This window comes from Microvirga sp. CF3062 (assembly GCF_036314045.1).
Lineage (GTDB): Bacteria > Pseudomonadota > Alphaproteobacteria > Rhizobiales > Beijerinckiaceae > Microvirga.
Genome location: NZ_JAYGGN010000006.1, coordinates 1 through 16,656, shown reverse-complemented (window position 1 = coordinate 16,656; position 16,656 = coordinate 1). Strand labels below are relative to the sequence as shown.

At 52.7% G+C, this 16,656-nt stretch carries 8 protein-coding genes; 3 read left to right on the top strand and 5 right to left on the bottom strand.

Going from position 1 to position 16,656, the window contains the following annotated elements; all coding sequences use genetic code 11:
- Window positions 1-72: 72 nt before the first annotated feature.
- Together VB618_RS12045 and VB618_RS12040 are read right to left on the bottom strand one after the other, a co-directional pair.
- Entirely contained in the window at window positions 73-7,146 is a 7,074-nt protein-coding gene (locus tag VB618_RS12045; protein ID WP_329796906.1) for a hypothetical protein, read from the bottom strand.
- Between the two features lie 558 nt (window positions 7,147-7,704).
- The gene (locus tag VB618_RS12040) at window positions 7,705-8,205 is read right to left on the bottom strand and encodes a transcriptional repressor (protein WP_329796905.1); all 501 of its coding nucleotides are present in this window, start codon (window positions 8,203-8,205) and stop codon (window positions 7,705-7,707) included.
- 812 nt (window positions 8,206-9,017) lie between these two features.
- Here VB618_RS12040 and VB618_RS12035 point away from each other — a divergent pair.
- From VB618_RS12035 to VB618_RS12025, 3 genes are all read left to right on the top strand, one after another.
- A complete protein-coding gene (locus VB618_RS12035) occupies window positions 9,018-10,118 on the top strand; it encodes a response regulator (RefSeq protein WP_329796904.1) in 1,101 nt (366 codons plus the stop codon).
- A 154-nt stretch (window positions 10,119-10,272) separates the two neighbouring features.
- Window positions 10,273-11,061, top strand: coding sequence for a sensor histidine kinase (locus tag VB618_RS12030; protein WP_329796903.1), 789 nt, complete (start codon window positions 10,273-10,275; stop codon window positions 11,059-11,061).
- 423 nt (window positions 11,062-11,484) lie between these two features.
- Window positions 11,485-11,775, top strand: a complete 291-nt coding sequence (locus VB618_RS12025) for a DUF1330 domain-containing protein (RefSeq protein WP_329796902.1) — start codon at window positions 11,485-11,487, stop codon at window positions 11,773-11,775.
- A gap of 581 nt (window positions 11,776-12,356) precedes the next feature.
- On the opposite strand, the gene VB618_RS12020 is transcribed toward VB618_RS12025, so the two are convergent.
- The 3 genes from VB618_RS12020 to VB618_RS12010 all read right to left on the bottom strand — a co-directional run bounded on the left by VB618_RS12020 (window position 12,357) and on the right by VB618_RS12010 (window position 16,348).
- Entirely contained in the window at window positions 12,357-13,583 is a 1,227-nt protein-coding gene (locus VB618_RS12020; RefSeq protein WP_329796901.1) for a lanthionine synthetase C family protein, read from the bottom strand.
- A gap of 293 nt (window positions 13,584-13,876) precedes the next feature.
- A complete protein-coding gene (locus tag VB618_RS12015; RefSeq protein ID WP_329796900.1) occupies window positions 13,877-14,413 on the bottom strand; it encodes an NADPH-dependent FMN reductase in 537 nt (178 codons plus the stop codon).
- A 1,221-nt stretch (window positions 14,414-15,634) separates the two neighbouring features.
- Window positions 15,635-16,348: a glycosyltransferase gene (locus tag VB618_RS12010; RefSeq protein WP_329796899.1), complete on the bottom strand. Its 714-nt coding sequence runs from the start codon at window positions 16,346-16,348 to the stop codon at window positions 15,635-15,637.
- Between the last annotated feature and the right edge of the window lie 308 nt (window positions 16,349-16,656).

Genomic DNA, 16,656 nt, shown 5'->3' with positions numbered 1-16,656 from the left:
ATGCCCCTGTTATTTCAGCTTAAGTGAAATCTGCACATAGGTAGATTTCACCGTTGAGACCAAGATTAAGTGTTAGATGATGTGGAGATTCGCAAAGGTGAGGCGATCGACACTCAGGTAAGCAATCGTAACGGCCTCTTCGAATCCTCTTCCATCAATGTCGTACATCAGAGAGCCCGTGAAGGGATTATAGATGATGCGCTGGTCAAGAGTGTCTGCTTTTGAACCCTGAATGAACGCATCTGCCGAAAGATCCCCAGGACTGAGCGCGTCGAACACGGCAGAGTGGAGGTAAATCATGTCGTCACTCGCATCGAAGTCGATGATATCATCGACATTCATGCTGTCAGGCTGAGTGTCGAATACGAATACGTCGTTGCCTGCACCGCCGGTCAATTGATCAGCGCCCAAGCCTCCGTAAATCGTATCGTTCCCGCCTCCACCTTCTAGTACGTCATCACCAGCATTGGCCTTGATAACATCGTGGTTCTCTCCACCAACTGCGAACTCCTGAAAGAGATTGGAGACATCCAGATGAACCTTGAAAGGTCCAGAGGCAACGCCGTTTGATGTAACCAAGATCCATAGTTCGTAGAAAGGCTTACCCTCGAAGTCGATAAGGATTGAGTCCTTCACACGAAGGAGGTTGTCGTTATCGAAATAGAAGCGCCCTTCTGCATCGCCATCCTGGGCAAAGGAGAATGTATAAGTTGCACCTTGCTCACCTCCCAGTACGGCTATGTCAGCTACGAAGGTGTTAGTGCCTGCGAGCTCATCGATGAAGTCTTGCGAGAATTGAATGCCCGTTATGGGGCCCTCACCCGGGCCAGGATTGCTACCTGGCTCCGGCGGTTCGACATCCACGAACACGTTCTCGACTCCGTGGCTTTTCAGCCATTGGATATAGGCATTAAGCGCCGTCTCATCTTCGTAGTTATCGCTGAAGATATAAGCCGTATCCCTGGTGCCGCCGGCGGCACCATCCAGATCCTCAATCACGGTGTCATCCGCGTGATAGAGGACATAGATGTCGTTACCTGTACCACCCCACAACGTATCGGCGCCTAGACCGCTGCTGTCGAGATAGTCATCTCCGTCGCCGCCATCGAGGAGATCGCTGCCGTTTCCGCCTATCAGGTGGTCGTTGTCCAAGCCGCCCTGCAGCGTGTCATCGCCTTCACCACCCTGGAGCTTATCGTTGCCTGCGCCGCCGATCAGCGTATTCGAGAGTTCGTTACCGATCAGCTTGTTGGCGTCGTCATTGCCCGTGAGGGTAATGCCGGTCGCGCCTTGGGCAATCTTGATAATCTCAATGTTACCTAAGGGATCTTGATTCAGATCGAGGCTGAATGACACCTGGGCTGTATCGGCCGTACCGCCTTCATCGGTGATGACCGAGCTTGTCAGATCGTCGGGATCAGTGAAGATGTAGGTATCGTTGCCTTCGCCGCCGTTGAGCTCATCAATGCCCTCTCCGCCATCCAGCGTATCGTCGCCGGCACCACCATTGAGGATGTCGTTGCCCGCGCCGCCCAAGAGAAGGTCGTCGCCAAGTTCGCCAGAGACGCTGTCATTGCCGTCGTTTCCATTCAGCGTGTCGTTTCCAACGCCGCCAGTGATCGTATTAGCCCGGTTGTTTCCTTTGATAGAAACGCCGAAATCAACACCTTCACCCACCGCGAGGATTTCTACGCCGACTGTATCTAGCAGCTCGTATTCATCGATGAAGATGTAGGCTGTGTCGGTCCCTCCTCCTTCGAGGGTGCTCTCGACAATCACGTCTCCTGGATCACGAATGTAATAGGTATCATCGCCTAACCCACCGTCCATGGTGTCGTCACCAGGGCCGCCATCCAGTGTGTCATTACCATCGCCACCGGTCAGGATGTCGTTGCCATCGCCACCGTTGAGCGTGTCGTTGCCGGTGCCGCCGTCAAGCGTGTCGTTGCCTTCGCCGCCGGTAAGAGTGTCATCACCACTACCACCAACGAGTGTATCATTGCCCGAGCCGCCGTCGAGCGTGTCGTTGCCGTCGCCGCCAGTAATGGTGTCATCGCCGGTACCGCCAATGAGCGTATCGTTGCCACTGCCACCATCGAGCGTGTCGTTTCCGGCTCCGCCGTCGAGCGTGTCGTTGCCCGTTCCGCCGTCCAGCGTATCATTGCCGTCGCCGCCGGTAAGGGTATCGTTGCCTCCACCACCAATGAGCGTGTCGTTCCCCCCCCCACCGCCGAGTGTATCGTTGCCGCCGCCGCCAATGATCGTGTCATCGTTTCCGGTACCTCCGACAAGCGTATCCTCTGCGATGAAGATGAGGTTCTCAACGTTCTTGAGCCTATCGCGCCATTCCTGCTCACTGCGCCCTCCGAGGAGGATGTAGGCCGTGTCATTGCCTCCGGCAGAACCTGCTAGCTCGGTTATGTAGTCATCAAGACTATTGATGTAGTAAACGTCATCGCCTTCACCACCCACCAGGGTGTCACCTCCACCGCCTCCATCCAGTACGTTGTTCTGCTCGTTTCCGGTCAAAATGTTCTTGTTCTGATTGCCTTTCAGTTTTTGAACATTTGTTCCGGATTGGGCGCTTACGTTTTCGATGGGAGAGTCGGAATCCAAGGAGTAACTGGTGTTGACCCAGACAGTGTCATTACCACTGGCGTCGGCGATGATTTCTCCCGGCGTATCGATGTAATAGGTATCATTACCATCGCCGCCATCTAACGAGTCCGAACCGCTTCCGCCATCGAGAACATCGTTCCCACCCCCACCCAGGAGCGTATCGATTTCAGAGCCGCCCAGCAGGATATCGTCGCCGCCGCCGCCATCTAAGCGGTCGTTACCAGCGTTTCCATTAAGCGTGTTCGCGACACCGTTACCCGTGATCGTATTGTCTTCTTCACCGCCATCGATTGCGACGTTCGCGACTTCTGACTCAATTGATATGACCTTAATGCCCGTTGAGGTGAAATCGTACACGCCCTCGGCGATCACGATGGCCTTGTCGTTGCCCGAGCCGTCATTGATCTTGTCCAAGGCGTCTACATAGTAAGTGTCATCACCTTCCCCGCCCTCCATGGTGTCCGAACCGGCGCCGCCATACAGATGGTCACGGCCACCACCACCGACGAGCGAGTCATTGCTGTTCCCGCCATCAAGCGTATCGTGGCCAAGCCCACCGATGAGCGTATCCGCGCCGATTGCGCCCGCGAGACTGTCGGAGCCCGAGCCAGCTGTTAGCGAATTTGCTAATCCATTCCCAATCAGCTCAACATCCTCAACGGCCGCATTACCGTCGATGTGCTCAATTCGTGAAAGGGCGGCAATCGAGTAGCTGTAATTATAGCGAATTGTGTCGATACCGGTGCCGAGTTCCTCGACCGTATCCTGATCGTCGATGATATAGAGGTCCGATCCATCCCCACCGATCAGGATATCCGCCCCCATCCCTCCATCGAGGGTATTGGCGTTTTCATTGCCGGTCAATTTATTGGCAAATTGATCCCCAATCAGGCTGATTCCGGTCAGGAGCGCATCGGCAGATAGGTTCTCGATGTTCTGGTAATCGGCCAGCGACGCACTAAATCGCGTAATGATAGTGTCAGTTCCGCCGTTTAGACCAGCCTCTTCCGTCACACTATCTGACGCAAGATAGACCCTATAGGTATCATCACCCGCGCCACCGGTTAGTGTATCCCCGCCTCCAGCACCATCTAGGAAGTTGTCACCCACGTTGCCCTTGAGCGCGTTCTTGAGGTTATTTCCCGTCAGCTTGAGGTTTCCCGTACCAAGCGCCGTAATGGCTTCGACCTCTGAGTCCTTGGTCAGGGCGAAATCAGACCGGGTATTGATTGTATCGAAACCTGAATTAGCTCCCTCGTTGACGACATCACCCAGGCTATCGATAGTATAGGTATCATTACCGCTGCCGCCGTTAAGCGTGTCATCACCGACACCGCCGTCGATCAGGTCGTTACCCATGCTTCCAACTATGGAGTTGGCAAGGCTGTTGCCTATAAGCGTGTAGTTGCCGGCTGAACCAGCTATTAAATTCTCGACATTCGCTTGGGTAGCGAGACTGTATGTCAAAAGGCCGGCTGCCGTAGAAGCGAGCTGGATCGTGTCTACTTCATTGCCACCGGTAACTGCAGCTTCCTGCACTTTATCGCCAAGGCTATCGACAAGGTAGAGGTCTTTGCCTCTGTATCCAATGAGAACGTCATCGCCACCTCTGCCGTCTATCGTGTTATTCGCGTCATTGCCGGTGATGACATTCGATTTCTCATTGCCAGCTAATGAGATGTTACCCGCCGATACATTTGCGGTCAGATTCTCGACAAACGAGCCCCCGGCCAGCGTGTAACCAATGAGACTGACAATCGTGTCAGTACCCCTGTCGGCATCTTCAACCACCACATCGAGCAAGCTGTCGACATAGTATGTGTCGTCCCCGCCGCCGCCCGAAAGGTGATCATCTCCCGATCCACCATCAAGGCTGTTGCTGCCTTCGTTTCCAACAATGGTGTTGACGAAGCGATTGCCGGTCAGCGACAGGGCTGACGTGTCCGTCGCTACGCGTGCGACCAAACGCTCGACTTCTGAATTAGACGAAAGGGTGTAGCTGACATCGGTCAGTACGACGTCATCGAGGCCTCCACCCTCGTTTTCGAGAATGGTGACAGCACCGGAGCCCTGACTTGCACGAACATAATAGGTGTCGTTTCCGGCACCGCCCCGAAGCTCATCGCGACCGCTCACACCATCGAGGGTGTTGTCACCGGCGCTACCAACGATGGTATTATCGAGAGTGTTGCCAGTAAGAATGATATTCGTCAGTCGATCTGGATTTAAGGCAACAAGAACTTCAAAATTTGCCTTCAACGTGTAATTGCTGTCGACCTTGACTGTATCAATGCCTGAATTGACTCCTGATTCTTCGGTGACGACATCGGTGAGGACATCCGTCTCCTCAAGAATATATGTATCGCTGCCGAGGCCTCCAATCATAGTATCGGCGCCGCCGAAACCCCAAAGTTGATTATTACCGTTGTTGCCCGTGATAAGATTGGCGATCGCGTTTCCAGACAGCAGAATATTGCCAGTACCGATTCCTGTCAGGTTCTCGACTTCTGTGTCGCTCAGCCGGAAAGAGGCCCAGGTGAGCACGAGGTCTTTTGACCCTTGACCTGAATTCTCGGATACGCTGTCGTTGGAGTTGTCGACGTAGTAGAGATCGTTTCCGTCGCCACCTGTCATAATGTCGATGCCGGCACCTCCATCGAGAGTGTCGTCATTCGCGTCGCCGGACAGGATGTCACCATCGTTGCCGCCGTATAGAGAGTCAGCTCCGTAGCTGCCGTAAAGCGCATCGAAGCCGTCGAGTCCCCTCAGAATATCATTGCCTGCATTGCCACGAAGATCGTTATCAGCAGCATCGCCGGTTATATCGTCGTTGTCCCACGATCCTCTAACGTCCTCGATTCGGTTAAGGATAAGCCCTCCCGAGTTCTGGCCGGTCGTCAGGTTGATCGTTACACCCAGGGCTCCAGTTTCCACTTGTAGTTCAAGATCGGCGAAACTGATCACATCACGTCCAGAACCACCGTCGACGCGCGTTGGCACCCCAAGGACCTTGATCGTGTCATTGCCGCTGCCGGCGTCTATTGTATCTACTCCGTCTTTAGCATCTATAGTATCGTTACCCCCGTCCCCGCGGATCTGGTTGTTGCCAGTACCACCATTGATGCTGTCATTGCCTTCTCCACCGAGGAGAGTGTCATTACCATACTTGCCTTCGATCGCATCGTTACCATCACCGCCCTCGACGTAATCATTGCCGGTGCTGGCATCGATCGTATCGTTTCCGCCCATGCCGTAGACAATGTCATCACCTTCGCCAGAGTAAATAGCGTCGTCGTACTTGCGGCCCATGAACTCGTCGGCACCGTCGGTTAGAAGCACGCTATACGTCGAGTTGATCTCTCCGCGGGGGTCGAACGTCTGACTGCGAATGCCGAGGCCTGACCCATCCGCGTATTCATCGGTCCAGGAGATGGTGAAGCGTCCGTCCGGATGAACCGCGATGCTCGGGTGGTACTGGTTCCAGAAGGTCACTTCGTTGACGAGAAATTCATCGCCCGACTTTGAGCCATCCGCGTTGAAGATCTGCGCCCGAATGGCCGACCCAATTGTATCGCCGCCGGTCTGGCTATTGTCTGTCCATGCAACGACGAACCGGCCATCCAGCAGCATGGCGGCAACCGGCTCGGTTTGTTCACCAGTTGTCGTTGTATTGATCGTGAAGCCCGAACCCATTCGCCCTTGCGATGCGCTGTAGATTTCTCCCCTAAGCTCACCGCCGGCGCTAAATCCAGCAATGAGAAACCTATCAGATTCGAGGGCCGTAACAGTAAAGGCTTGAACACCTAACCCGTCAAAGACGGCAAGATTCGTGCGCTGACCGGGATTGGTTCCTGCCGAATTCAGAACATGAAATGAGAGGCCTTCAAAGGGTTCCGTCTCGATGTTTCCCGGAATGGAATTCCTATAAACCGCGATTATGCGACCGTCGGACAGGTGCTCCAACTGCGCACCGCCAGGCCGTGCATTAAAACCAGGTCCGAGAGTCGCTTCTGACCCGATCTTGGTTCCGCTGGCGTCGAAGGCCTGAGTCAAATTAACTGGAGTGGCAACGCCTTGGCGGCTTGCATAGCTGACAACGAAGCCGCCATCGGCTGTTGCGGCAATGTCGGCAGGGATCTGACTACCATCAGTCGTAGTGTTTATTCTAAAGGGCGCCCTTTTGACGGCCCCATACCCATCGATGACACTCCCCATGACCTCTGTGTTACCGTCGGCATAAGTGACAGACCAAGTTATTGCGAAATTTCCATTTGAGAGCGCTGCAACATAAGGCTTGCCCACGGTACCGTTCGGCGAAGTGAGCACCACATCTCTACAGAAGTAATCGGCACCTAATGCGTTGCGCACCGAGAAGACTATTTGGTTGGCACCAGGATGAGATTCATAAGCAAACAAAATGCCGCTGCTTTCGACACTCACAGCTTGGGCGGAGCGTTCCTGGGAGCCGGAAGTAGTCGTCGCGTTATTGACCTGGGTTTCGCCTTCCCAGCGATAGAGACTGACCATTTTTATTGCCCCCTGAGTACACGTCGGCATACGGAATAGTGGGCTATAACATCACACATTTGAGAAGTTTAAACTAGTCGAACACCTAGGGTGATTGCTGTTCAGAGACGATGGAGGTCACGAAAATACGATACCGCAAGACACTGAACGCGCATTCGAAGATTAGAGTAGAGGATATTTCGCTTTCAATTAGCTTGCGGCCAAGGTCACATTTGGTAATGTGTATTCTCAGCGCTCCAAGCCCCTCCCAAGCCTGATCCTTCATAATTTAGAGTCTAGACGCCCGAACTTACCAGCAGGTCGCGACCACAAGATCCTGCCCAAATTCGCAGAGCGTTAGGTTGCGGCAATGGCATTCACGCGCACCGTGTAAATCCCCCTGAAGGATAGCTGGACACTCCGAACAGTCCATAGGTATCCGGGACGCCCGCTAAGTACGCGGGTTTCAAAGGATCTATTGGGCAGCATCAGAGTCCCAGCATGCCTCCTCAGGCATAAGGAAGGATCCTCGTTACTCATCAGTGAAGATAGCGCGTCAAACGATCACGCATCACATGACTACTCAGCCAAGCCTCCTGAACCGGCATGCGATGCACGGATCATACCCTCGACTTCAATCGCATTGCTGATGCCGGTAAAACCGGCGTTCTCAGCTTCCTGCCTTAACACAGCGGATAGAAGCGGTGATTGCACTTCCTTCACGACACCAGTTTTGCGGCAAACGAAGGTGATGGTCGCAGCACCCTTCTTAGGCTTTAACCTCAAGTTTGCCAGAGCATATGCTCTGTTCGACTTGACCTTAGTGACTAGGCCCATCTCCACGAGGAAGTCCAGGGCCTTGTAGACAGTTGCGACGTTCACGCGTGCCAATGGAGTGCTTATCAGATCTGTAAGATCATAAGCGCCGATAGAACGGTCATTTGCAGCAACCTCGCAGAACACACGCCGCCGCATTGGAGTAAAATTAGCGTTCTTGTCCAGACAGCGCCTCTCAGCAATGCGCTGCAACTCATCGATTTCAGAAACAGAATTGATCTCAAACTGTATCGAACGGCTCATAGAAGGCTCCATTTTAAAAGCTACCTCACGCCTCCTCCGACAAACCCCACTGCACGGGACTGCAGGGCGCAACTCGGCCCGATTGCGCGAGTTGGATAAATAGGAATCGGGCAGCTCGATTTTACTTATGCCACCCTGACTTGACCCCTGCCCCCTATGAACAGCCAGACATTATAAAGTATTTTCGGCTCGCGTTATCTATCGCGAAGGAAACCGCAGAGATCGACTTGAAGCGTGAGAAAAACCCGAAAAAGCGAGCAACACGAAGTTAATTTCCCGCGAGAAGCGCAATCTATCTTTAAGTGATCTCCAAGTTCTGAAAATACTTAAAATATTTTACAATGAATTACTTTTTATATTCGACATTGATTGCAACTCAAAGAGCTTTCTAAACTATAATTCAAAGTGTTATTTGATTATGTCGCATAAACTCCAAACATTTGTCCTATTAGAAATAAATTACTATGGTAGCTACTCTCATCAAACAACCCATCACTGCATATTTCATACACCCCTTAAAGGGTCACTTGCAGGATGCATCGCAAAAAAAATAGCCTCAAAACTGCAAGCGATTGGCCATTGGCACAACAACGTTATTCTATAAGGTTGGCGCCGATCGAAGTTAGTAGTTCCTCTTAGGCAGCAGCATAACGGACCGCCATACCAGCATAATATCTGTTTTTAACTCAGGCAGTTAGCGCCGACTTAGCTCCGTCAAGTGGCGGCGCAAGGTGCATAATATAATCAATCGGTGGCCGAGCGCCCCTCCTGCTTATGAGGATCCATCAACTTAGCCAGCATCCAAAAGCTGCATGGAACTATTCCAAGGGAAGTACACGGTGTTGCAAATGATCCCGAATATCGCAGGTGAAAAGCGCCTCATTCTATGTGTCGAGGATGATCCATGTATCCGCTCTGACATCACCGAAGAGTTGGGGGAAGCTGGCTATCTCGTGGCGGAAGCTGAGGATGGTGTTGCTGCATTAAAAGTCCTTGAGCAACGCAAACCTGATCTTATCCTGTGCGACATCTCGATGCCGATTATGGGAGGCTTCGACCTGCTCCACACCATACGCGAGAATCACCCGTCGCTTGATGATGTACCTTTTATGTTTCTTTCAGTCATGGGTGACCGCGAAAACATTATCCAGGGTAAGAACTTTGGGGCGGACGACTACCTCGTTAAGCCAGTCGATTTCGATATCATGCTTGCCGCCATCAACACACGTTTAACCCAAGTATCCCGCATGAAACGGGCGATGGCGCCGGATGCAGCTGAGCTAATCCAATCGCCGATACTGACTGCAATAGAGGACACCAGAGAAGCATTTGCCAGTATCGCCAACACCCTGGATGGCATGGAGAGCGGCGTTATCTTTCTCGACTCTATCGGCCACGTTCAAGTGATGAACAGGACAGCGACACAGATAATCAAGGCGGAAGATGGCCTCCTGTCGACACCTACTGGTCTTCGCACTACATCAGCAAAGTCGACCCGTGCACTGCGTTTAGCGATTTCTGATGCTCTTGAAGCCTCCCCAAAAGGCAGCACGATCTCTGTCGCGCGCGAAGCGCAACGCCCCCTAGTTGTGCAAATCTGCCCGCTCGGTGCCCGAGAGACACCTGGCCTGCCGACAGTCGCCGTCCTTGTTATAGATCCAGCAAACCGCCCCCGGCTTATGCCGCAAATTGCTGCGCGCATGTATGACCTGACGCCGTCCGAAGCCAGGCTAGCGTCTGCATTGGTAGATGGAAAACGTTTGGAAGAGATTGCAGACGAATTCGATGTCGCGCCGACAACGATCTCGTTTCATCTTCAGAATCTGTTCCGCAAGACGCAGACGACTCGTCAGACGGACCTAGTGGCTCTCTTACTGCGTGGAGCTCTCACCCTCCGCAGCGAAGCGGCATAATTCATCACATATCCCAACAGATCTAACCACCCATTTGGGTGATATCCATTGAGAGCAATCAGCATAGATATACCGAGATGTGACCATGTTGTTCCAATGCCAGGATATGCATGATCCTCAAAAGATTCTAACGCAAAGGATATGCGGCAAGGCAATGAAAAATAAGAAGGTCCTTTCCCAGCGTCGTGTCATTAGAATGGTCCGGCAAATTGTAAGCTGGTTCAAAGGTGCACATCAGAGACAATATCTCAATCAGATTCGAGGTGAGGACATTTTGAACGTTGTCTCGCATCAATTATTGACCCCACTAGCTGTGATTAATAGTTCGGCCCAATATATGCAGCGGCGCTCTGCCACGATAGATGCTGCAGAACTCGAGCGTCGTAGCACCCGAATTCGACAAGTAACAGACGAACTTATCTCTTCCTCCCGAGCACTCCTAGAACGCTTTAGGTCGCATGATGGCCACATCCCCCTTGAAGAGCAACCTATTGCACTGCAGGGGCTTTTCGAAGCTGCACTTGATCATATACGTTTGTGTCAACCGGAGAGAGTTGTACATTTCAGTGTAAGCTCGGATGCTGAAATCATATTAGCAGATCCGCTTCTTCTTCAGGCTGTGCTTATCATTCTGGTAGATAATGGAGTGAAATACTCTAAATTTGATACTCCCATTGTTCTCTCGGGCTTACGATCGAGTAACACTGCAATCATATCAGTGTCTGATTGTGGCATTGGGATCCCAAAGGATGAGATCTCACGGCTTTTCTCCCCGGGATTTCGGGCGCAAAATGCACGAGGTTATCATGGTAGCGGCATCGGTCTCCATCTCGCAAACAGGATCGTGCGTAACCATCGTGGCAGCATCACGGTAGATAGCATTGAGGGCGTAGGTACGACTTTCAATGTTCATCTTCCCGGGGCTTACCGCGAGACCCTCTGAAAAGGAACCATATCCTCGAACTCGCAAGACACGTGCTCACATATACAATCCTGCGATTACGATGGAGCCTTTGTCGTCAATGGCCTTTATAGAGCCAGCTTCAGACTAGTTGGAAATCGCGAAGATAGCTAGTTCGCAGGATCTTATATAGAAACAGTTCGCCAGCGCATGGCGTTGTTGAGCAAATGCAGTCTCACTCCTAATTATAGAAGGGCCGCTTTTCAATCCGGACAACATGTTTCTACGACCGAGACCTACTTAGCCGCCGTCTCTAAGCACGCTTAGTTTTCAACCCTCTTTAGCGAAGAATTGCCTATACCTAGGAGGGACATCGCGTCCACAGCAGTAGCTTGCAAATAGTGGTTAGGGTACTCTTCACAACCAAGCTTAAGGCAGAGAACAGATATTTGAGGAGTACGGAATATGACGGCCTACATCATAGCTCAGTTAAAGTTTACTGATCTTGATTCTTACCGGAAGTATCAGAGAGCCTTTCCCAAGGTCTTTGGTAGGTTCAGAGGGACTATCGTAATTGCAGACGAGCATCCTCGCCTTCTCGAGGGACATTGGGAGCGTGACAAAGTTGTAGTGCTCAGCTTTCCCTCAGAAGAAGATGCGCTCGCATTTCAGAACTCTGACGAGTACCGTCTGATCGCTCGTGATCGCAAAGCTGGCGCGGAAGCAACTATCCTGCTCGTTCGCCAGTTTTCATAGAACGAGGGTACAGGTCCCCGTAATGACCACGGAAATAGGTCGCTTGCGCGGTCTCTTCCCGCTCTTCGCGATCCCGCGCATTGGGAATGACATTCTTTCTCAAAGAGAAATTTGTCTGTCAGCTTGAGGTTCTTGCTTGAGTTCGTAATTTGATCGGCTACACCTTCGCCCAAGCCGTCCCTATCAAACGGCAGCGCGTCAACCTTTTCTTATTATCAGCGAGATAGCTGTTGGCGTCCGCTGCCTTTATACAAATCTTGAAGGCGCCCTTCAACTTGGCAGACCTCTTCTCTGAGCCCGACTTGCCGAGCCTCTTCAACATAGCATTATCAAGCCAGACCGAGTCATCGTTGCCTCTGAAATCTGGGATGGTTTTGAGGTTATTCCTCTTATTCGTCGTTGTTGTGAACACAAGATTGCCTTCGCCTTTGCCGCCGCTCAGGATGTCGTTGCCGAGCCTCGCATAGGGTCAATCCTTGCCAGTTTCAAGATTGAGTGCCTCGTTGCCTGCGCTCGACATATACCTGGAGGCATCCGTAGCTCACAATGGGATGGACACCCGGCAACTTGCCCTAGATGACCTACAACACATCAACTGTCGGAAATCTCGCACTTCCGCGGACGCATTCCCACAAGAAGCAGGCAAGGCCAATGTCACCTGTCCAAAGAGAGAACCGGCGGCAACCGAGGTAAGCAGCCTCAGCATCACTCTGCATGATTGCGTGCATAGCAAAACGACGCGCCCGATCCAGCCAAATCGTATCGCCTGTTCGCTCGAACAGCTTAAGGAATGCAAAAGCGTTTCCGGCTGTCCCATGGCAAAGACCTGGTCCCTTTTTAAGTGGACCAGCCTTCCAGGTCAGCTCACCGCCGCCTAAAAGCAATTCATCAATAGGCTCTTTGAGACCAGACAACGCTGTTACCATGCCGGGAGCTCCATGGCAGTGCTGTAGCAACAGCGGCGCGCCATCTCTATTTGGCTGAGCACGTGACGGCCAATTAACCCCATATGAGCTCTTAACTGCGGTAACCTCAAGCGTCCGTGCGATCTGCGAGGAAAGTGATGCCCATTGAGCGTCACCAATGAGATCGCGGCCCTTGAGGAGCACATGAACATTGCCCGCATAGCCATGAACAGGGCCAAGATATTGTCCGACTCGACCGTAGAGGTTCTGAGTCCAAATATGTGCACCTAATCTCTCATCGTAATGAAAAGAGGCCTCAAGGGCTCTTGCACCGGCGCAATAGAGATCCTTCCAGAAGGTGGAGCCACTATGTCGATACATGTCAAGCGCTGCCAGCATTGTGCCAGGAGCTCCCCACATTAGCTCCAACGAAGGATCCTCCGTATTCTCAGCAATAGCCTCTGCGAGGGAGGATAAGACCGCCTCCGAGCGAGTTATCTTCCACTGTGTGAACAAGATCCCTGCATCTCCGAGGAGCCACGAGCGAGTTTGCCATGCAGACCCAAGGAGCTCACGCCAAGCCTTTGACTCAAGCATGCTCCGGTTTCGGTTTTGGATCTCCGGCAAGTACTCGGCAAATGATGGGCCTGTGCTTGCCGCGCCCTCGCTAACAAGATGATTAAGACCCCAGATTACACCCGCGGCTCCGAAATAAAGCGAGGTATGTGGCCCCTCCTCATCGCCTTCTTGGTCGTTAGGATGGATCTTCCAGAGGCCCTTAGGTGTGAACGCTCTGCGAGCGTCGGAAACGATACGCTCAATGGTATCGCAGGCCCTATCAGCATCCCAGCCCCCAATGTCGAGATGCTGGTGACGGTCTGGGTCGAACAGAGCTATCGTCACCTTTGAGTACCCTGTGTAGAACCGATGAATGACAATGTCGTACTACATTCTCCGTCGGCCGGACAGCCCTATGTGCTCTTGCACATCGTACAAGGTTCTGTTGATCGAATTCGGTTGAGCTATGACATTAGCACTTATAGCCACGCCCGTGCCAGCTGCATGTGAGATAGTTGTCTGCACGACGATCTTTTGAACTCTCGTCTAGATTGAGCATGCTCTCGTGAAAGCTAATCTGGTCCCCTACCTTGATGACGGTTAAGGCGCGATAATGCCTTTGTGGCAAACGCGTACCCTCACCTACCGACGCTCTCCTCACGGCAGACTCTCGCAAGTTCGATCAGAACGCTGCGCAGCATTCTTGCCGACTCAGGATCTTCGGCTGGATCAATGGTGCCGAGTTCCCCGAGCCGGTCCAGGGTCACACTTGCTTGGGGCTGAACGTGGCCAGCCATTGTAGTCAGCACCTCGATCAATTGAGCCTGGGCATGAGTTGCACGAGGCGAGGTGTTGATCAGGGCGATAGGCATATCTAGGAACTCCGAACTTGCGACTAGCCAGTCCAGCGCGTTTTTGAGAACGCCAGGGATACCATGAGCGTATTCTGGGCTGGCAATAACTAGAGCGCTAGCTGTACCAACCAGTTGTCGTAGGCGAGCCACCTCCTGTGGGGGCTCATCTCCGTCCAAGTCTGGGTTGAAATGAGGCAACTTATCTAGCCCCTCGTAGATGAGGACTTCTACATTCCATTCTGCAACCTCACGAAGTGCACAGATGACCCGGCTGTTCGAGGATGCCGCTCTCAGACTCCCGGAAATCGCTAAGATTTGCATTCGTACAGCTCTCCAATATTTGTCCTAGAGTCTAGCACAAGATTATCTATTATTGGCTCTCCTCAGCATATTCGCCTAACTTGAGATGCTGTAAGCCTTCAGAAAATCATTCGCCTGAGGCAACTTGCAAGATCCAGGGGGGATGGTCCCTTCGGCGAGACTTGATATGCTGCAGTAGCCCGCCACCAATAGCACAGCGATATGTGGAATGCGCGCAGTTAACCACCTATTGCTTTAGATCCAGTTGGCTGATCAATCCTGGTTTTTGTATATGCTCGTCGTGCTACACGCGGCAATAGGTATTGAGATTAGTGAAGTTGATTGCAGGCCCACTTCCTACAAGACCATGTGTGACTACCTCACCGATGCGATCCCGTCCGTTCATAGGGGGAAGGTAGCGTGAGCACCATGGTAGACTTGAGGAAACATGCCACTACCACCCTGAGAGCTGAATAGATGCCATACCGAGCCATCAAAGCCACCGCCGTCTCAGCACTTGTCGTTGTCTTAGCTGGATGCCAGACGGCACCGCCGGTGGCCGGGGACCCTGCAACTTTCCAGTACGATGCACTAGGATCGGCCTCAGCTAAGCTAAATGCGCAGCTCAATGCCGAAGCTACTGCATTCGGCACGGCTCAAGGCGTTGCCGGAATCGCCTCCGCTAGTGACCCAACTGGCTTGTCGGCCATTCCGCTTATGGTTGGAGGAGGCATCGCACATAGAGCAAGGCTCGCCAAAAACGACGCACTTATGAAAGCTGCAGCGGAAGAGGACCTCCAAGCCGCTTACAAGAAATACGGGATGAATTCCGACGGAACACCCTCTGGTAAGCGAGGCCCAGGATCAGCACCATGAGAATAGCCGTTCATGAAGAAACCCGCGATCTTGTCGTAAGAGCACAAGGCCTGGGAGCTCAATTTCAAGCACACGGTCGAGGATCTCAGAGCGGCTGCGGGCTTAGCTCTGGAAAACAAATTCGTAGGCTGATGGCTTGGCGGCAATGGAGAGGAAGTGAACGCTGATCCGACCAATGATCAAAAGAAAGTTCTGAGCGACACATGACGGCTGGCAAGATGACCCTCTCCACTAAAGAGACCATGCGGTACCGTCCATAACCGACGACCAAGCCATAGCGGCCGGTTGGGCATAGCGCTTGTTTTATGTGAGGAGCATTGCCAGCAGATACCGGTCGGCTCACGGTACGCCAGATCCACAAGCGAGCTAAAAGTTTCCGTACTCGTCAGGCAGGGCGGCAACATAGGGCTGTAGCCACTGAGAGAAGATGCTGTTGCTAGCTCTGAGCCGACCTGGTGTGAGCCCAGCCAAATAGATGTCCCACGCTAGAGACTCCCATAGGTGATTGGCATACAGGCCTTGCACCTCAGCCTGGCATGTGGATGTGAATAGAGCGCGTAGCGATCCCTCATCCCACAATGGCCAGTAAAAGGCATTATGCGGAAGAATGGTGACTTCATCGACGTGGGTCTCCGCTAACCGTTTGGGCAGAGCAACGGAATGCTCAGCCCAATAGCGCCCGCCCGGCACATCGTTGCGGAACGAACGATACTGCTCCCGCCACCGGCGCAGGAAAGCGGCACCTGGCTGAGCAAGGATGACCGCATTGGCAAGTCCAAAATGGCCATCCAAACCCTCCTGCCCCAATACGACCGCGTGGCCAAGCAGATCGTCAAAGCTTCTGTGCACAATCACGTCCACATCCATGTAGATGCCGCCATGCTCTAGAAGTCGGTCGAGGCGAAGCACGTCGGCACGATGGGCATAATGATGGATGGGATTTCCAAACACCTCTGTTGGCGCTTTTACAGGAACCCTCTCGACAAGCTGACTTGTCAGGTCCCACCAAGGCCCACGGGGCTCATGCTCGTAGTAGAAAAAGACACGCTCCGGTCTGAGATGATGGATGGCACTCGCCACGCACGCGTGGTGCACCAAGCTCCAGAGGCGCCCACCGTAGTCCGGCGTCAAGCCAAAGCAATAGTGCAAAATTCGAGGAACACTCTTCGTCGGCTTTGTTCGTCTTAGCCAGGAAAGCACTCTAGCAGACCTTTATCTTTTCTAAGGAACATAGATACGTAAGGATCAAGAAGGAGCGAGCCTTCTTGATCCTCTCTCCTTTGGGGATTCCTGCATCAGATGACGAAGAAGTCCTTGTGGGTCATCTTGAGGTTTTTGGAGAGGGTGGCGATCTGGATCTGAGCGGATGAGCCGGTGCCGTCGGCATC